This window comes from Pannonibacter anstelovis (assembly GCF_036881715.1).
Classification (GTDB): Bacteria; Pseudomonadota; Alphaproteobacteria; order Rhizobiales; family Stappiaceae; genus Pannonibacter; species Pannonibacter anstelovis.
On sequence record NZ_JBAKBF010000018.1, the window covers coordinates 25,504 to 43,800 of the forward strand.

Annotated in this window: 18 protein-coding genes; 14 read left to right on the forward strand and 4 right to left on the reverse strand. The window is 68.4% G+C overall.

What is annotated here, in order from left to right; genetic code table 11:
- Nucleotides 1-16: 16 nt before the first annotated feature.
- Both chrA and V6L75_RS20000 read right to left on the reverse strand, forming a co-directional pair.
- Entirely contained in the window at nt 17-1,384 is a 1,368-nt protein-coding gene (chrA, locus tag V6L75_RS19995; protein WP_164608642.1) for a chromate efflux transporter, read from the reverse strand.
- A complete protein-coding gene (locus tag V6L75_RS20000) occupies nt 1,384-2,205 on the reverse strand; it encodes a sulfurtransferase/chromate resistance protein (protein ID WP_334253238.1) in 822 nt (273 codons plus the stop codon). The genes chrA and V6L75_RS20000 overlap by 1 nt, the downstream gene beginning before the upstream one ends.
- 170 nt (nt 2,206-2,375) lie before the next feature.
- On the opposite strand from V6L75_RS20000, the gene V6L75_RS20005 reads away from it, so the two are divergent.
- From V6L75_RS20005 to V6L75_RS20070, 14 genes are read left to right on the forward strand one after another with little or no spacing between them, the layout of a single operon-like run.
- Nucleotides 2,376-2,795, forward strand: a complete 420-nt coding sequence (locus tag V6L75_RS20005; RefSeq protein ID WP_164608644.1) for an acyl-CoA transferase — start codon at nt 2,376-2,378, stop codon at nt 2,793-2,795.
- Nucleotides 2,796-2,819: 24 nt separating this feature from the next.
- Nucleotides 2,820-3,758: a phage tail tube protein gene (locus V6L75_RS20010; protein ID WP_334253239.1), complete on the forward strand. Its 939-nt coding sequence runs from the start codon at nt 2,820-2,822 to the stop codon at nt 3,756-3,758.
- Complete coding sequence (locus tag V6L75_RS20015; protein ID WP_334253240.1) at nt 3,758-4,195, forward strand: hypothetical protein; 438 nt, start codon at nt 3,758-3,760, stop codon at nt 4,193-4,195. Before V6L75_RS20010 ends, V6L75_RS20015 begins: the two co-directional genes overlap by 1 nt.
- Nucleotides 4,196-4,203: 8 nt before the next feature.
- Nucleotides 4,204-4,422 (forward strand): DUF7697 family protein, encoded by a 219-nt coding sequence (locus V6L75_RS20020; RefSeq protein WP_334253241.1) that lies wholly within the window; start codon nt 4,204-4,206, stop codon nt 4,420-4,422.
- Nucleotides 4,415-6,850, forward strand: coding sequence for a phage tail tape measure C-terminal domain-containing protein (locus V6L75_RS20025; protein WP_334253242.1), 2,436 nt, complete (start codon nt 4,415-4,417; stop codon nt 6,848-6,850). Before V6L75_RS20020 ends, V6L75_RS20025 begins: the two co-directional genes overlap by 8 nt.
- Nucleotides 6,850-7,476: a DUF2460 domain-containing protein gene (locus V6L75_RS20030; protein WP_334253243.1), complete on the forward strand. Its 627-nt coding sequence runs from the start codon at nt 6,850-6,852 to the stop codon at nt 7,474-7,476. The genes V6L75_RS20025 and V6L75_RS20030 overlap by 1 nt, the downstream gene beginning before the upstream one ends.
- Complete coding sequence (locus V6L75_RS20035) at nt 7,473-7,823, forward strand: hypothetical protein (protein WP_334253244.1); 351 nt, start codon at nt 7,473-7,475, stop codon at nt 7,821-7,823. Before V6L75_RS20030 ends, V6L75_RS20035 begins: the two co-directional genes overlap by 4 nt.
- Entirely contained in the window at nt 7,816-7,947 is a 132-nt protein-coding gene (locus V6L75_RS20040; protein ID WP_334253245.1) for a hypothetical protein, read from the forward strand. Before V6L75_RS20035 ends, V6L75_RS20040 begins: the two co-directional genes overlap by 8 nt.
- 5 nt (nt 7,948-7,952) lie before the next feature.
- Nucleotides 7,953-8,597: a lysozyme gene (locus V6L75_RS20045; RefSeq protein WP_334253246.1), complete on the forward strand. Its 645-nt coding sequence runs from the start codon at nt 7,953-7,955 to the stop codon at nt 8,595-8,597.
- A complete protein-coding gene (locus tag V6L75_RS20050) occupies nt 8,594-8,803 on the forward strand; it encodes a hypothetical protein (RefSeq protein WP_334253247.1) in 210 nt (69 codons plus the stop codon). Before V6L75_RS20045 ends, V6L75_RS20050 begins: the two co-directional genes overlap by 4 nt.
- Nucleotides 8,800-9,684 carry a DUF2163 domain-containing protein gene (locus V6L75_RS20055; RefSeq protein ID WP_334253248.1) on the forward strand — a complete coding sequence of 295 codons (885 nt, stop codon included), beginning with the start codon at nt 8,800-8,802 and terminating at the stop codon, nt 9,682-9,684. The genes V6L75_RS20050 and V6L75_RS20055 overlap by 4 nt, the downstream gene beginning before the upstream one ends.
- The gene (locus V6L75_RS20060) at nt 9,681-10,115 is read left to right on the forward strand and encodes an NlpC/P60 family protein (protein ID WP_334253249.1); all 435 of its coding nucleotides are present in this window, start codon (nt 9,681-9,683) and stop codon (nt 10,113-10,115) included. The genes V6L75_RS20055 and V6L75_RS20060 overlap by 4 nt, the downstream gene beginning before the upstream one ends.
- Nucleotides 10,116-10,124: 9 nt before the next feature.
- Entirely contained in the window at nt 10,125-14,096 is a 3,972-nt protein-coding gene (locus V6L75_RS20065; RefSeq protein WP_334253250.1) for a baseplate multidomain protein megatron, read from the forward strand.
- Nucleotides 14,097-14,107: 11 nt separating this feature from the next.
- Complete coding sequence (locus V6L75_RS20070) at nt 14,108-16,030, forward strand: DUF2793 domain-containing protein (RefSeq protein WP_334253251.1); 1,923 nt, start codon at nt 14,108-14,110, stop codon at nt 16,028-16,030.
- Nucleotides 16,031-16,140: 110 nt separating this feature from the next.
- Here the strand turns inward: V6L75_RS20070 and V6L75_RS20075 are convergent, their stop codons facing one another.
- On the reverse strand, nt 16,141-16,707 hold the full coding sequence (locus V6L75_RS20075; protein ID WP_334253252.1) for an ArsR/SmtB family transcription factor: 567 nt from the start codon (nt 16,705-16,707) through the stop codon (nt 16,141-16,143).
- Between the two features lie 7 nt (nt 16,708-16,714).
- A complete protein-coding gene (gene copM, locus V6L75_RS20080; RefSeq protein ID WP_334253253.1) occupies nt 16,715-18,076 on the reverse strand; it encodes a CopM family metallochaperone in 1,362 nt (453 codons plus the stop codon).
- Nucleotides 18,077-18,297 lie beyond the last annotated feature (221 nt).

The window sequence follows — 18,297 nt, forward strand, 5'->3', positions numbered from 1 at the left end:
CCAAACAAGAGCAGCCTCAGGTCAAGCCCATGGACGCCAGCGCGACACCGGCCAGCGCGCAGCCCGCAAGGACCGTCACGGCGCCCAGCCTGAAGCGGAACACCGCCACAAGCGCGGCAAGCACCAGTGCCGCAGCCGCGAGGTTCACCGTCGACCAGACGGGCACATCCAGATCGAGGCCGTACGCTGTAACGGTCCGCACCTCGTCGAAGACGACATGCAGACCGAACCAGACGGCAAGGTTCAGGATGACGCCCACCACGGCCGCGGTGATGGCGGTCAGGGCGGCGGTCAGCACCGCGTTGTCGCGCAGACGCTCGATGAAGGGCGCGCCGAGGAAGATCCACAGGAAGCAGGGAACGAAGGTCACCCACGTCGTCAGCAGCCCGCCGAGCGTTGCCGCCATCAGGGGCGACAGGCCGCTCGCCTCGCGGAAGGCACCCATGAAGCCCACGAACTGCGTCACCATGATGAGCGGGCCGGGCGTGGTCTCCGCCATGCCGAGCCCGTCCAGCATCTCGCCGGGAGCAAGCCAGCCGTAGTACTGCACCGCCTCCTGCGCGACATAAGCCAGCACCGCATAGGCGCCGCCGAAGGTCACCACGGCCATGACGCTGAAGAAGCCCGCGATCTGCGAAAACACGTTCTCCGGCCCGAGGGCCGCGAACAACAGCGCCACAGGGGCAAGCCAGAGGACGAGGAAGACGCCGGAAATCCGAAAGGCCCACCCCCGGTTGACCTGCGTGTGAACCGGCGATTCCTCACCCAGCAGGGTGTCGGCGTCGTCGACCTGGACCGTGCCGACCTTGCCGTGTCCGTCGCCACCATGGAATGCGGGCAGGCCCGCACGCGCGCCGAAGAACCCGATCAGGCCAGCAACGAGGATGATGAGCGGAAACGGAATGGCGAAGCCGAAGATCGCCACGAAGGAGGCGGCGGCGATGGCGACCATCGCCCCGTTCTTGAGCGCGCGCGATCCGATGCGGATCACCGCCTGCACCACGATGGCCAGCACCGCCGCCTTGAGCCCGAAGAACAGTGCCTCGACCGGGCCGACATTGCCGTAGAGCGCATAGATCCAGCTGAGCGCCATGATCGCCACGACGCCGGGCAGCACGAACAGGACGCCCGCGATGATGCCGCCGAGCGTGCGGTGCATCAGCCAGCCGATATAGACGGCGAGCTGCATTGCCTCCGGCCCCGGCAGGAGCATGCAGTAGTTGAGCGCATGGAGGAACCGTTTCTCGCCCAGCCAGCGCTGCTCCTCGACGAGGATCCGGTGCATGAGCGCGATCTGTCCGGCCGGACCGCCGAAGCTCAACAGGCCGATGCGGGCCCAGATGCGGGTGGCCGCGGCCAGCGTGGGGTATGCGCGGTCCTGCATCAGTCTGCCTTCGGCTTGTTGGTGGGCCAGTTGTGGGTCTCGTCGGTGGCGTCCCGCGCCCAACGAAAGAAGGCGTCGTAAAGCAGCATCCCGGCCTCCAGCTGCTCCAGATCGTCGGAATACATCCGCGACAGGCCGAGCGACGCGGCAAGCAGACCGGCCGCCTCGGGCGCGAGGTCGAGCCGGGCGGTATCGGCGCCGCGCACGATTGTGGCGAGCCGGTCGAGGGCGGGAATGCTCAGGCCGAACTCGGCCAGCATCACGTCGAAGGTGCAGAGGTCGTCCCGGTGGCTCCAGAACACGCCTTCGATGTCGAAGGGCGATGCGTTGTAGCGTTCGGCGACGCCGATCACCTCGGCGGGCGCCACGAACAGGATGATCGCCCGGGGATCGAGAAAGCGCCGGATCAACCAGGGACACGCGATGCGGTCGATCTTGGGGCGCGAGCGGGTGACCCAGATGGTGCGGCCCTGCGCGTCGCGCGCGGGCAGCTTCACCGGATCGATCAGCGGCAGGCCGGCGGAGCGCCATGCCTCGAACCCACCCTGGAGATACTCGGACGGGCAACCTTCGGCGCGAAGCAAGGCGGCAGTGCCCTGACTGCGCCGGTGACCGGCCTGACAAACGGCGATCGAAGGCTGGCTGCCGAGCTGTGGCGCGAGGGCGGCGAGCGCCTGGTCGTCGATCCGGACAGAACCTGGGAGCAATCGTGGATCGGCGGCGAAATCTTCCTCGGACCGCACGTCGAGCAAAAGCGGTGCGCGGGGGGTTCCGATGATGCGGGTGAGCTTGTCGAACGAAATGGCATTGGGCGCAGGCATGTGCGTTCCTCCGTCGCCGGGGTTGAACAGGAACGCGATCTTCAGCTGGCGCCTCGTGGGGAGCTCGCAATCCCCATGGGTCCAGTTACCGGAAGTGCTCTGAAACTGTCAAGAATTGCAAAGGTCAAGCTGCCCATGTTCGGGCGCTTCGGACATCGAAGAGACCCTCCATGCCCACCCCTCGTGAAACCATCCTCGCCGCGCTGCATGCGCGGCTCTCCGCGCTGCCCGCCACTGTCCTGCGCGGCGAGGTGCTGCCCGAGCGCGTGCCGGCCGAGGGCCTGCTGATCCTGCGCGACGGCGAGCCGGGGGAGCCCGAAGTTACTCTGTCGCCGCTCGCCTACCACTACCAGCACCGCGCCGAAATCGAGGCGGTCGTGCAGGGCGCCGCCCGTGACATTGCCTTCGACACGCTGACCGCCAGCATCGGCGCGGCACTCGCCGCCGACCGCACGCTGGGCGGGCTCTGCGACTGGGTCGAGGCGGAGGCTCCGCGCCCGGTCGATCTGCCGGTCGAGGGCGCGGCCAGCCTGAAGGCCGCGGTGATCCCGGTCGTGCTGCACTATTCCACGGCCGACCCGCTCGGCTGACCCCGACAACCCGAGGAGAACACCATGGCACGAGCCCAAGGGGCGCGGGCGCAGATGGCGCTTGCGTTCGAAACGACCTATGGCACTCCGCCGGCAGGCGGCTTCACGAAGATGCCCTTCGCCAGCACCACGCTCGGCGCGGAGCAGCCGCTCTTGAACTCGGAACTGCTCGGCTACGGCCGCGACCCACTGGCACCGATCAAGGACGCGGTCACGGCCGACGGCGACGTCGTCGTGCCGCTCGACGCGGAGGCCTTCGGCTTCTGGCTGAAGGCGGCCTTCGGCGCGCCGACGACGACGGGCACCGGTCCCTGGACGCACGAGTTCCGGTCCGGCGCCTGGACTCTACCGAGTCTCTCCATCGAGACCGGCATGCCGGAGGTGCCGCGCTACGCCATGTATTCCGGCTGCGTGCTCGACCAGATCACCTGGCAAATGCAGCGCTCGGGGCTGCTGACCGCCACGGCGCGCTTGGTTGCGCAGGGCGAAACGGTCGGCACGACCACCAGCGCCGGCACGCCCGCCGCGCTGGAGCTGAAGCGCTTCGGCCATTTCAACGGGTCGATCACTCGGAACGGCACTGCCCTCGGCAATGTGGTCTCTGCCGACATCACCTACGCCAACAACCTCGACCGGATCGAAACCATCCGCTCGGACGGGCGCATCGATGGCGCAGACCCGTCCATCGCGGCTCTGACCGGCTCCATCGAGGTCCGCTTCGCCGACAGCACGCTGGTCACGCAGGCGATCAATGGCGATCCTTGCGAGCTCGAGTTCGCCTACGTCCTGCCGTCCGGCGAGAGCTTCACCTTCACCGTGCATGCCGTCTACCTGCCGCGCCCCCGGATCGAGATTTCCGGGCCGCAGGGCGTGCAGGCCACCTTCGACTGGCAGGCCGCCCGCGACAGCGTCGTCGGGCGGATGTGCACTGCTACCCTTGTGAACGATGTGGAGACGTATTGATGCTGACGCTCGACCTGACCAACGCGCCCCGCTGGCATGACCTCGCCCCTGGCGTCCGCGTGCAGCTGCGCCCGCTGACCACGGCGCTGATGGTGATGACCCGCAGCGACCCGGCCGTCGAGGCGGTGCCGGACGAGGCTTCAGACGAGGAACGCGCCGTCGCCTTCGCCAAGGCGCTGGCGCGGCGGGCGGTGCTCGCCTGGGAGGGCATCGGCGATGCGGACGGCAATCCCATCGAGCCGAGCCCCGAGGCCATCGACGCGCTGCTCGACATCTGGCCGATCTTCGAGGCCTTCCAGCTGACCTACGTTTCCAAAGGCCTGTTGCTGGAGCAGGAAAAAAACGCCTCCGCGCTCTCGCCGAATGGTCCTTCGGCGGGGGCGACCGATATTGCGACGCCTGCCAAGCGGCGTGCGAAGACTGCCCGACGCGGCTAAACCGACCGATGACCCACGAGGGCTGGCAGGTCTGGGATCTGGTCGGCCGCCTCGGGGGGCAGCTGCGGGTGCTGCCCGGCGCGGTGATCGGCTGGGACATGTCGGCGGCGCTGGCGCTCGGTGACGCGCTCGGCGTGCCGCCGCTCGCCATGGCCGAACTGCTGCCCGTGATCGAGGCGGTGATGGTCACCAAACTCAACGAACAGATGGATCACTCCCGTGGCTGAGAAGAGAGTCAGCGTCCGCCTCGCGGCCGTGGGCGGACGGCAGGTGCGCGCCGAACTGGAAGGTGTCGGTGAGGCCGGGTCGCGCGGCTTCGGAAGGCTGGGCCGGGAGATGGAGGCCGCGAATACCCGGCTGGCGGCCTTCTCGCGGCGTGTTGCTGTCGCGGCCGCCGCCGCCGTAGCAGCTGCCGCCGCCGCTGGTGTGGCGATGATCCGCTCCGGCCTCCAGACGGTCGATGCGCAGGCCAAGCTCGCGCAGTCCCTCGGCACCACCGTCGCCTCGATCCAGACGCTCGAGCGTGCGGGCGAGCTGGCGGGCGTGTCGATGTCCGGGATCGAACAGGCCACCAAGGACCTGACGCGCCGTCTCAGCCAGGCGGCGGCTGGGACAGGCCCCGCCGCCGATGCGCTCGACCGGCTGGGCCTTTCCGCCACCGACCTGATCGCCCTGCCGCTGGACCAGCGTGTCGGCGCGATCAACGCCGCCATCGAGAACTTCGTGCCCGCGGCCGAGCGCGCAGCCGTCGCGGGACAGCTTTTCGGCGAGGAAGGCTCCATCGCGATGAGCCGGATCGACACGGCGACGCTGCGCCAGGCAACGGAGGACGTGCTTGCCTTCGGCGTTGTCGTCTCCGAGCAGGATGCCGACCAGATCGAGCGGACGAACGACGCGATCTCGCGCCTCGGGCTGATCTGGCGCGGGCTGTCGAACCAGCTGGCCGTTGCTGCCGCCCCGGCCCTTGAGGCGGTCGCCAATGCCATGGCGGCCATCGCCAGCCGCACCGGGCCGCTCGGCATCGCCATTCGCGGCCTCTTCGACAATATCGGCCGCCTGACCACCTATGCCGTGACCTTCGCGACCTTCCTCGCGGGCCGCTGGGTCGTCGGGCTGGCCGCCGCCGCGCTGTCGGTCCGCGGGTTCGCAACCGCGCTCGTCGTGCTGCGCGGGGCACTGATCCGCACAGGCATCGGTGCGCTGATCGTCGGCGTCGGCGAGCTGATCTATCAGCTGTCCCAATTCGTTGCCCGTGTGGGCGGCGTCGGCGAAGCTTTCCGGCTGCTCTCCGATCTGGCCTCCGAGGTCTGGTCGCGCATCGGGCTCGCGCTCGACGCCGCGCTGGCCCGCATGGCGGCGGGATGGGAAGGGCTGAAGGCCGCCGCGCTCTCGGCGCTCGACGGAACCGTCGCGGGCGTCGTGGGGTTCGGGGACCGCACTGTCGCGATCTTCCAGGGCGCCTATGACAGCGCCGTGGCGATCTGGGGCAGCCTGCCGGGCGCCATCGGCGATTTCGCCTACCAGGCCGCCAACGGGCTGATCGGCGGGGTGGAGGCGATGTTGAACGGCGTCGTCACCCGCATCAACAGCTTCATCGAGACGCTGAACGCCGCGCTGGCCCTGCTGCCGGAATGGGCCACCGGCGAAGGCGGCGTGCGGATCGGCACGCTCGACGCGGTGGACCTGAGCCGGATCGACAACCCGTTCGAGGGCGCAGCAACGGCGGCGGGCACGGCGGCAGCCGATGCGTTCTCCGCCGCACTTGCCCGGACCTATATCGCACCGCCCGATCTCGGTCTCGGCGCGATGGCGGAAGACGCGCGCGCCCGGGCCGATGCCTATCGCGAAGCCGCGGGCATGCTGACCGATGCCGCGACCCGGCCGCTCGCCGCCTGGCAGGCGCTGAAGGATGCCGTGTCGGCTTCCGGCACGGAGGCTGAAACCGCGCTGGCGGATGCCGCGACCTCCGCCGATGAGCTGGCGGCGGGGCTAGATGACACCGCCGCCGCGGCCAATGGCGCCGGAGGTGCTGCCCGCGATGCCGGAACCGCCGCTGGCGAAGGGGCCGAGCGTGCGCTGACCGGATGGCAGGCCGTGACGGCGGCACTCTCGGACTATGCCAGCCGGGCGCGAGAGATCGGCGGCGATATCGGCCAGAGCCTCGTCGGCGCCTTCCAGTCCGCCGAGGACGCGGTCGGGGAGTTCGTGAAGACCGGCAAGCTGAACTTTCGCGATCTGGTGACCTCACTCATCGCGGATCTCGCCAAGCTCGCGGCGCGGCGCTTCATCCTCGGTCCCATCGCCAACGCGCTCTCGGGCGCGCTCGGCGGCGCGGGCGGGATTTTCGCCAATATCCTGCACGCGGGCGGCATGGTCGGATCGGCAGGTCCCTCGCGGATGGTGCCTGCCATGGCCTTCGCCGCCGCGCCCCAGATGCATTCGGGCGGCGCGGTGGGGCTTCGGCACGACGAGGTTCCGGTAATCCTGCAGCGCGGCGAGCGGGTGCTCTCGCGCCGCGAAGCGCAGAGCTACGGCGCTGGCGGCGGGATCAACGTCACCATCATGGCCCGCGACGCCGAAAGCTTCCGGCAGTCCCGCACACAGGTCGCGGCGGATATCGCCCGGGCGGTTTCGCTGGGGCGGAGGGGCATGTGATGGCGTTCCATGAGGTCCGGTTTCCGGACAACATAAGCCGCGGCGCGCGCGGCGGGCCGGAGCGGCGCACGCAAATCGTCGAGCTCGCCTCCGGCGACGAGGAGCGCAACGCCAGCTGGGCCAATTCGCGCCGCCGTTACGATGTGGCCTACGGCATCCGCCGCGCCGACGATCTGGCGGCGGTCGTGGCCTTCTTCGAGGCACGCAACGGCCGCCTCCATGGCTTCCGGTTCAAGGATTGGGGCGATTACAAGTCCTGTCTGCCCTCTGGCACGGCGTCGCCCACCGACCAGGCAATCGGCACCGGCGACGGTGCGACGACCGCGTTCCAACTCGTGAAGCGCTACTCCTCGGGCGCGCAATCCTGGACGCGCGCCATCGCCAAGCCGGTGGCGGGCAGTGTGCGCATCGCGCTCGCCGGGGCTGAGCAGCCCTCCGGTTGGTCGGTCGACACCACGACCGGCGTCGTCACCTTCACCGCGGCGCCGGGCTCCGGCCTCGCGATCACGGCGGGATTCGAGTTCGATGTCCCGGTCCGCTTCGACACCGACGTGCTCGACGTGACGCTCGACCTCGAACGGCTGGGCTCGATCACCTCCATCCCGCTTCTGGAGATCCGACGATGAATGATGAAACCGGATTTCTGGCGGCGGCGCTGAAGGAACTGATCGCCTCCACGGCGGTGATCCTCGCCGCCTGGGGTGCGCTCGGGGGCGCGACCAACGCACTGACCACGAAAATGCGGCTGCGCGACGCGCTGCGCCACATCCTGCTTGGCGGTCTGATCGCGGCCGGGATGGGGAGCCTTTCGATGGCGATCATTACTCGCTGGCTCGGTCTGCCGCCCGAGGCGATCCCGGCCGGGGGCGCAGCGGGGTCGGCCGCCTATCTCGTCGGCGTCTTCGGTCCGGCCTTCATCGAGGTGCTGCTCGCCCGCCTGCGCCATGCCGGGAAAGGCGATGGCGATGCATGACCTTCTCCGCCTCGCGCGCTCCCTGCGCTGCGAACCGGCCGATCCCGGCCAGGCCTTCCGCCACCGCCTGGGCGTCGGCCTCGCCATCGCCGCGCTGATCCTGATCCTCTCGCTTCTGGGGTAACTTTCATGCAGATGACTGACCGGGGCCTTCTGACCCTCGTCCGGCACGAAGGGATCGTGCCCGGACCCTACCGTGATGTGAAACAGGTCTGGACCTTCGGCATCGGCCACACGGCCGCTGCCGGGGCACCCGATCCCGCCACCATGCCGCACGGCATGCCCGAAGATCTCGATGCAGGGATCCGCGAGGCGTTCCGGGTCTTCCGCGCCGACCTCGCGCGTTACGAGGTTGCTGTTTTGCGCGCCGTGAAGGTGCCGCTCGAGCCGCACGAATTCGATGCGCTGGTGTCCTTCCACTACAACACAGGCAGCATCGCCAAGGCGGTGCTGACCCGGCACCTGAACGCGGACGACCGGGCTGCCGCGGCAGCAGCCTTCATGGGGTGGCTCAAGCCCGCCGCGATCCGGCCGCGCCGCGAGGCCGAGCGCGATCTCTTCGCCACGGGCCGCTATCCCGCCGGAACGATCCCCATCTGGTCGGTCGACCGCATCGGCCAGGTCGATTTCTCGCGACCAATCCGGCGCCTGACCGAGGACGAGGCGCTGGCGCTGCTGCGTCCCGAAAGCCCGCCGGTGCCGACGCAAACCATTGTTGCCCCGTCTTGGTGGCGGAGGCTGTTGGACCATTTCAAAGGAAAGGCAACATCATGAACTGGAACCTCGCGCGTGGGCTGATCTACCTTGCCTGTCTGGCGGCCTCCGGTCTGGCGATGGCCGGGCTGGCGGATTTCGATCTGGCGACCGGCACCTTCGACCTGAGGCCCTTCAACCTCTACGCGCTGACCGGCGCTGGCGGCGGTGTCATCTCGTCCGCACTGGCCTCTCTGGCGTTGCTTCGCGGCTGGGGGCGGAAGTGAAATCCCTCTCGCCCGCTCTGCAGGCCCATCTCGACGAGGGCACGACAACGCTCGCCTGGTGCTGGCGGATCACCCGCGCCGATGGGGTCACCTTCGGCTTTACCGACCATGACCGCACGCTGAACTTCGACAGCACGGATTTTGAGCCCGAGAGTGGGCTGACGGCGTCCGAGGTTCGCTCGGGCTCGGACCTGTCGGTCGATGCGCAGGACGCCGAGGGCGTGCTGACCTCGGACCGCATCACCGAGACCGACATCCTCGATGGCCGCTGGGACAACGCGGCGGTCGAGGTCTGGCGGGTGAATTGGGCCGACACCGCGCAGCGCGTGCTGATGCGGCGCGGAGCCATCGGCCAGATCCGGCGCGGGCGACTGGCCTTCGTCGCCGAGGTGCGCTCGCTCGCCCACGTCCTCGGCCAGACGGTGGGGCGGACCTTTCAAGCGAGTTGCGACGCGGCGCTCGGCGATGCGCGCTGCGGCGTCGATCTAGAGGACCCCGCCTACAAGGGGACTGGCGCGGTCATCGATCTCGTGCGCGACCGCGCCTTCACTGCCTCCGGCCTCGGCGGCTTCGAGGCGGGCTGGTTCATCTTCGGCACGCTGGACTGGACGAGCGGCGCGAACGCGGGACGTCAGACGGAAGTGCTGGGCCACGACGTCACGGACGGCATCGCTGTGCTGACCCTGCTCGAGGCGCCGGTGCGCGCGATCGCCGAGGGCGACGCCTTCACCATCCGCGCGGGCTGCGACAAGCGGATCGAGACCTGCGGAGCGAAATTCGCCAATACCGCCAGTTTCCGAGGCTTTCCGCATATCCCCGGCCAGGACGCCGTGCTGCGCTATGCGACGAAGGACGGTGGCCACGATGGGGGCCTGCTGTGAAGCACGCCGATCCGGTTAGGGTTATCGTGGCGGCACGCTCCTGGCTTGGCACGCCGTATCACAACCAGGCGAGCCTGCGCGGCGTCGGCTGCGACTGTCTCGGGCTGGCGCGTGGCGTCTGGCGCGAGGTTGTCGGTCCCGAGCCGTTTCCGATCCCGCCCTACAGCCGGGACTGGGGCGAGACTGGTCCGCACGAGGTGCTGGCCGAGGGCGCGCGGCGCATGATGCCGGAGATCGCCCCAGCCGATGTCACTCCCGGTTCGCTGGTCCTCTTTCGGATGATGCCGCGCGCCATCGCCAAGCATGTCGGGATCCTGACCGGCCCCGCCACTTTCCTCCATGCCTACGAGCGGCTCGGCGTGATCGAGGAGCCGCTGACCCCAGCCTGGCGGCGGCGCATCGCCTTCGCCTTCCTGTTCCCGCAACGCTGAGACCCCGACATGGCCACCCTCATTCTCGGCGCTGCCGGTGCTGCCATCGGCGGCGGTTTCGGCGGCGCGATCCTCGGCGTCAGCGCGGCGACCATCGGCGGCTTCATCGGATCCACCATCGGCTCGGTCGTCGACAGCTGGATCGTGTCCTCGCTCGCGCCGACACAGCGGATCGAAGGAGCACGGCTCGACAGCTTGCGCATCACCTCCTCGACCGAGGGGGCGGTGATCCCGCGGCTCTACGGCCGGATGCGGATCGGTGGCAACATCATCTGGGCCACCGATTTCCGCGAGGAGACGAAGACCACCACGCAGGGTGGCGGCAAGGGCGGCGGGGGCGGCAAGGTCAAGACGACCGAGTATCTTTACTACGCCAGCTTCGCCGTCGCGCTCTGCGAGGGACCGATCACCGGCATCGGGCGCGTCTGGGCGGACGGCAAGCCGATGGACCTCTCCGGCGTCACCTGGCGCTGGTATCCGGGCGACGAGGCGCAGGCGGCCGATCCGTTCATCGCGGCGAAGATGGGCGCGGCCAACACCCCGGCCTATCGCGGGACCGCCTATGTCGTCTTCGAGGAGCTGCCGCTTGCGACCTACGGCAACCGCCTGCCGCAGCTGTCGTTCGAGGTATTCCGGCCGCTCGCTGACCCGGACACCGCCGAGGGGTTGGTCAAGGCGGTGACGATGATCCCGGCCTCGGGCGAATTCAGCTATGCCACCGCGCCTGTCAAGAAGACCACCGGCGCTGGCGGCGCGACTGTGGCCGAGAACCTGAACGCGATCACCGACACCGCTGACATCGTCGTGGCCCTTGATCGGCTGCAGGCCATGGCCCCGGCTGTCGAAAGCGTCAGCCTCGTCGTGGCCTGGTTTGGCGATGATCTGCGCGCCGGAAACTGCAAGGTGCGGCCGGGCGTCGAGGTTGCGGCCAAGACCACGACACCGTCGGCATGGGTCGTGAACGGCGTCAGCCGTGCTGACGCGTTTCTGGTCAGCCGAGATGCCGAGGATCGTCCGGTCTACGGCGGCACCCCTTCGGATTTCGCGGTGGTGCAGGCGATCCAGGAGATGAAGGCACGCGGGTTGCGGGTGACCTTCTATCCCTTCCTGCTGCTGGACGTCCCACCCGGCAACATGAAGCCCAATCCCTACAGCGCCAATGCCGCGGCCTTGGGCCAGCCGACATTCCCCTGGCGGGGGCGGATCACCTGTTCCCCGGCTGCGGGTTTTGCAGGGTCGGTGGACAAGACCGCCCCCGCTGCCACGCAGGTGTCGGCACTGTTCGGCACGGCGACACCCGCGAACTTCAGCGTGTCAGGCACCAATATCAACTGGACCGGGCCGGTCGGGGAATGGTCGTTGCGCCGGATGATCCTGCACTACGCGCATCTGTGCAAAGCGGCCGGGGGCGTCGATGCCTTCCTGATCGGTTCCGAAATGCCGGGGCTGACCACCATCCGCTCGGGCGCCAGCAGCTATCCGGCGGTGCAGGCCTATCGGGATCTGGCCACCGATGTCCGGTCCATCCTCGGGGGAGGCACCAAGCTCGGCTACGCCGCCGACTGGTCGGAATATTTCGGGCACCATCCGAATGATGCCAGCGGCGACGTCTTCTTCCACCTCGACCCGCTCTGGGCCGATCCCGAGATCGACTTCGTCGGCATCGACAACTACATGCCGCTCTCCGACTGGCGCGACGGGTTCGACCATGCGGATGCCGCCGAGGGTTGGCCCGCGATCTACGACCGGGCCTATCTGCAGGCGAACATCGCCGGCGGCGAAGGGTTTGAGTGGTTCTACGCCTCGGCCGCCGACCGCTCTGCGCAAATCCGCACGCCCATCACCGACGGCGCAGCAGGCAAGCCTTGGGTCTTCCGTTACAAGGATCTGCGCGCCTGGTGGTCGAACCCGCATTTCAACCGCCCGGGCGGGGTCGAAAGCGGCACGCCGACGGCATGGGTGCCGCAGTCGAAACCGATCTGGTTCACCGAGCTTGGCTGCCCGGCCATCGACCGCGGCACCAACCAGCCCAATGTCTTCTTCGACCCGAAATCGTCCGAGAGCTTCACGCCGCATTTCTCGCGCGGCTGGCGGGACGACGCGATCCAGCGCGCCTATCTGGAAGCCACCTGGCTCTGGTGGGGCGAAGCCGCGAACAACCCGCTGTCCTCGGTCTACGGCGGCCGGATGGTGCATGTCCCCGAATGCGCCGCCTGGACCTGGGACGCGCGGCCTTATCCGTTCTTTCCGGCGCTGACCGACGTCTGGACCGACGGCGCGAACTGGCGGCTCGGGCACTGGCTGACCGGGCGGCTTGGGGCGGTGTCGCTGGCGGCCCTCGTGCGCCACCTCTGCCTGCGCGCTGGGCTCGATGAGGCGTTGATCGACGTCTCTGGCCTCTGGGGCGCGGTCGAGGGCTATGTGATCGGCGCGCTGGAAAGCCCGCGCGCCTCGATTTCCACGCTGGCGCGGCATTTCGGCTTCGACGCGGCGGAGACCGAGGGCGTGATCCGCTTCGTGATGCGCGGCCGGGCCTCCGTCGCCACACTGGCCATCGACAATCTTGTCGCCAGCCGCGAGGGCGAGGCGCTGGAACTGACCCGCGGCCAGGAGACCGAACTGCCGCAAGCCCTGAAGTGGCAGGTCGCCCGCGCCGACGAGGACTACGACGCCGCCCTCGTCGAGGCGCGGCGCATCACGGTCGACACGACGCGCATCGCCTCCGAGAGCTTCCCGATGGCGATCCCGCCCGAGGAGGTCGAACGCCGCTGCCGCCGGGCGCTGATGGAGGCATGGATCGGTCGGGAAAGCGCCACCTTTCGCCTGCCGCCCTCGTGTCTCGCCCTTGATCCCGCCGACGTGATCCGGCTGGCGCATGACGGACGTGAGGTCGAATTCCGCCTCGTCTCGGTCGCCGATGCCGAGGCGCGCGGGATCGAGGCTGTCCGCCAGGACCGCGCCGCCTACGACCTGCCGCCCGGCGATCCCCGAGCGGCCTCTCTGACGCGAGCAGTAGTATTCGGCGCGCCGGAGGCGCTGCTGCTGGACCTGCCGCAGCTCTCCGAGAACCAGCCCGCGCATCGGCCGCTCATCGCCGCCCATGCCGTGCCATGGCCCGGCGAGATGGCGGTGTTCCGCAGCCCCTCGACCGACGGCTTCGAGCTGCTGGCCACGTTCGGCGCGCGCGCCCGGATCGGCACGCTGATCTCGGATTTCTACGCCGGGCCCACCTCGCGCTTCGACCTCGGCAACGCGCTGGTGGTCGACTTGCTGACCGGCACGGTGGAGAGCGTCACGGATCTGGCGCTGTTCGGCGGCGCCAACGCGCTCGCCATCGAGAGCGCACCGAGTGTCTGGGAGATCGTGCAGGCGGGCGTGGCCGAACTGCTGGCCCCCGGTCGCTATCGCCTGACCCGGCTCCTGCGCGGCCAGCGCGGGACCGAGGCCGCCATCGGCAACCCGGCGCCCGCCGGTGCCCGCGTCGTGGTGCTGGACGCCTCGTTGGCACCACTGCCGATCGCTGAGGCCGATCTCGGGCTCCCCTGGAACTGGCGCATCGGCCCGGCGAGCCGCCCGGTCAGCGACGAGACCTATGTGGCGCAGAGCTTCACGCCGACCGGGCGCGGCCTTGTGCCCTTTGCCCCGGTTCATGTCGAACAACCATGGCGCGCGGCGCGCAACCCGGGCGATCTGATCCTCCGCTGGACGCGGCGGTCGCGCGCGCTGGTGGCCGATGCCTGGGAACAGGTCGAGGTGCCGCTGGCTGAGGATTCTGAGAGCTACGACATCCAGATCATCGACGGGGCCTTGGTCAAGAGGACGCTCACCAGCATCACGACCTCCGTCCTCTACACCGCCGCCCAGCAGACCGCCGATTGGGGCACGCCGCTTGGCCCCGGTCAGACGCTGGCGATCCGCATCTACCAGCTCTCGAACCGCCTCGGCCGCGGCACGCCCGCGACTGTGACCCTCTTGTTCTGAAGGGACGACCCATGTCCGACACCACGACCCATCTGGGACTGCCGTATCTGCTGGCGGCTCAGGCGCAGAAGCATGTCACCCACAATGAGGCCCTGCGCCTCTTGGACGCCATGGTGCAGCTGTCGGTGCTCGACCGCACGCGCACCGCGCCGCCAGCGAGCCCCGCCGATGGGGACCGGCATCTGGTGGCCTCGGGAGCCACCGGCCTCTGGGCCGGTTGGGACCTGAACATCGCCTTCTGGATCGATGGCGCGTGGATCCGCCTCGTGCCGCGCCCCGGTTGGATCACTTGGATCGCGGCCGAGGGGCTGTTCCTCGTCTGGACCGGCGCGGCCTGGGAGGTGGTGGGCGAGCCCCGCGACGTGTCCGATGCGGTGTTCAGCCTGGTGAACGATGCGGATCCCACGAAGAAGGCCACCTTCTCGCTGGCAGGGATCAGCGCCGGGACGACGCGCAGCTTCACGCTGCCCAATACCTCGTCCGAACTGGCGATCCTCGCTGGCACCCAGACCTTCACCGGCAACAAGACGTTTTCGGGGACGCTGACCGCTTCGGGCACGGTTACGGTCTCGGCGGCGTCGGCCAGTATTGGGACGGCAACGACGACCGCGACCTATGGCATGGGCACCGGCGCCACGACCACGGGCGTGACCAAGACCGTGAACCTCGGCACTGGCGGCGCGTCCGGATCGACCACCGTCGTCAACATCGGCTCGGCCACCTCGGGCGCAAACGGTACGACGGTCATCAATACGCCGACCGTGACCTTCGCCAATGCCGTGACGCAGGTCGGCATGCCCCAGGCCAACCTCAGCGCGCAGCTGCTGGGCCTCGGCGGGGCGACGGCCGACAGCTATAACCGGCTGTCCGTGAACACCCCCGCAGTGCTTCTGAACAACGCCGGCGCGGGTATCGAGGCGACAGTGAACAAGGCCGCCCCGGCGAACGACGCCGCCTTCGCCTTCAAGACCGGGTTTTCGGCCCGAGCGTTGATCGGTCTCCTCGGCAATGACGACTTCAGCTTCAAGGTCAGCCCCGATGGCTCGGCCTTCTATGACGCCATCCGCGTCGACCGCAGCAGCGGCCAAGTGGAACTGCCGCAGCCCACGGTCCTGCCCGGCCTCAATGCAGCGCCGACCCCACCTTCCGCAGGCAAGGCGGCGATCTATGCCCGCAACCGGGCCGGAGCGCCGTGGATCGATGTCATGCGTCCGTCCGGCCGCGACTTCGCGCTGCAGCCGCATTTCGGGGTGAACCGGATCGCCAACTGGTCACCCTCGACCGGCACCACGATCAACAGCGAGGGCCTGCCCATCACGTCCGTCGGCACCGTCTCGCACCCGACGCTGGCCGCCACGAACCTCGCCGCCTCGATGCGCCGCTGGCGCCTGACTTCGGCGGCGGTGGTGGATTCGGCCGCCGACCAGCGATCAGCAGGCTGGGCCTGCTGGCGCGGCAATGCGGCGGGGCTGGGCGGCTGGACTTTCGTCACGCGGATTTCGCTGACGACGCTGCAGGCGACCGGCATGGGCTTCTTCGGCCTCTACGGCTCTACCGCTGCGTTGGCCACCACCCTGACTCTGGCCGCCGCCATCAACTGCATCGGTATCGGCTTCCAGCGCGGCACCCACACACGCTGGCAACTCGTGGCCAACGACGGCACGGGCGCGCCGACGCTGACCGACGTGGGCGCGAGCTTTACCATCACCACCGGCGGCGTGTTGACCCTCTACATAGCCGCCCCGCCGAACGGCAGTTCCGTATGGGTTCGCGTGGTGGACGAGGTGGCCGGCGCGATCTTCGAACAGGAGATCACCGCCGATCTGCCTGCCGCGACACAGTTCCTGTCGCCCCGGCTATTCATGAACACCGGCGCCACGGCTGCTGCCGTCGCCTATGACTGCGCCGGGGTCTATGTCGAGACGGATTTCTGATCTGTAGATATGGACTGCCGTGTGCATGCCGGGCCGGGCAACACCATCGAGGCAACCGCCGAATGCCTCGACCGGAGCAATACGCCCGGCCCGGTTCACCTATTCACGTTTCAGAAAGCGGAAGGGGATTCGCTGCAGGTTGGAGATAACACAGTGGCCCGGCATGTCGTGTCAGGCAATGGGAACAATTCTGCCCCCCTGTCAGGGCTGTTTTCGGCGCTTTGGAATTGTGATGCCGGACGGTTTTCTACTTGAAATCTACGCTTTCCCGACACCGGTCGCCCGGGTCGCAGACCGCTGTGCCGACCGCGCAGTCGCTGGTATCGCCGCCGCAGCAGTTCTCTGTGAGATAGGCCATCAGCCCGTTCATCGCCGCACAGTTGGCGGTGTAGATCAAAGGATCGCCCCTCGCGGCGGAACGTCACCAGGCCGGCATGCTTCAGTTGGCTCAGATGAAACGAGAGGGTGGTCGAGTGCAGGCCGAGCCTCTCGCCGATATGCCCGACAGCGCGCCCTTCGCTCCCGGCCTGCACCAGCATCCGAAAGATATCGAGACGGGTCTCCTGCGCGAGCGCGGCCAAGGCCGCTATGGTGCCCATTTTCTCCATATCTCCAGAATCGTGTAAATGTTTCTGTGCCACGAATAAGAGCGGCGCCGGAACTGCCTCCGGCGCCATTCACTACCTACCGGCTCGATCCGCCGTAGACGATGCCGTTCGGGCGATCACCAACCGGTAGGGTCTTGACGACGTGCTGGCTCCCCACTTCGATGATCGACACGGTATCGTCGGCGATGTTGGTCACGAACACGAATGCCCCGTCGGTCGATACCGAGACCCCATGGGCGCCGCCGCCGGTGGCGAGGGTCTTCACGACCTGACCGGTCGCGGTGTCGATCACGGACACGGTGTTGTTAGGCTCCGCGTCGGTGCCCTGGTTTGCCACATAGACGTAGGCTCCATCGGGGGTCGCAACCATCTGGATCGGGTTCGGCCCGACGTCGATCCTGTTCATCACCTCGCGGGAGGCGGTGTCGATGACGGCCATCCGGTTCTCGTCCCGGAGAGAGACGTAGACCTGATCGCCAGACGGGGTAAACCCGACCTGAACGGGCGCTGCGCCCACCGGAATGCGCGCAACTTCCGTCAGATCCTGCGTGTCGATGACGGAAACCGAGCCATCCTCGACATTAGCCACATAGAGTTGGCTCTCATCGGGGCTGAGGCGAAGGCCGTGCGGATAATCCCCCGTCGCGATGCGCCCGATGACCTCTCCCTTTGCGAGGTCGACCACGGCGATCTCGTCGCCGCCGGCCAGCGAGACAAATGCGCGCCCCTGCCGGTCAGCGACCACATGGGCCGGATGCGAGCCTACCGTCACGGTCGCCGTGGGCGCCGAGAGGTTCCGCGGATCGAGAATGACCAGCAGACCCTCGGCCGCGCCCTCCGCGCCATGCCCATGGCCGTCCGAGCCGTGATCCCCCTCGGCGGCAGGATCTCCGACCGCCAGCAGAAGCTTGCCATCCGGCGTCAGATCGACGTTGTGAGGCGCGACCGGGATCGTAACCGTGTCGACCGCCCCCGTGCCGAGATCGAAGGCGCTGATGGAATTGCCGCCCTCGTTGGCGGAGTAGACCGTTCCGCCGGTCTGAGCAAAGGGCGACGGCGCGTCGCCGGCCTTCGCCTCCAGCCATGCCTGCATCTCGGCGATCTCGGCTTCCTGCGCCGCGATGATCTGGTCCGCCCATGCCCTGGTCTGCGGGTCGTTTCCGTATTGCTGGACGATCCGGGCCATGTCGATCGCGCCCTGATGATGGGGGATCATGCCCCGGACGAAGGCGACATCCGGATCATCCGCCATGACGCCGTCCATCATCGGCCCGTGCATTTCATTCATCGCTTCGACGTAGGCCCGGGTGAACTCCGGAAGGCTTTCGTTGGCCGGGGCGGCACCCTCGTTCGGCGCGCCCATCATCCCCTGCATCATTCCGCCCTGCATCATCTGGTGCATCGCGCTCATGCATTCCGGGGCCATCGCCTGCATCATGGCTTGGCACTGCTCTGGCATCATCCCTTGCATACCAGCCATCTGGCCTGAGGGAGGCGTCGGCACGGGAGCCTGCTGCACTTGCGCGGGCGGGGTTCCCGGGTGGTGGGCGTCATGCCCGGCCTGAGCGAGGGCAGCGCCAGGCAGGCCTGCCAGGACGCCGAGGGAAAGGGCTATTGTGGTTCGGTTCATTGATTTCATCCTTTGGATCCAGAGCGCTG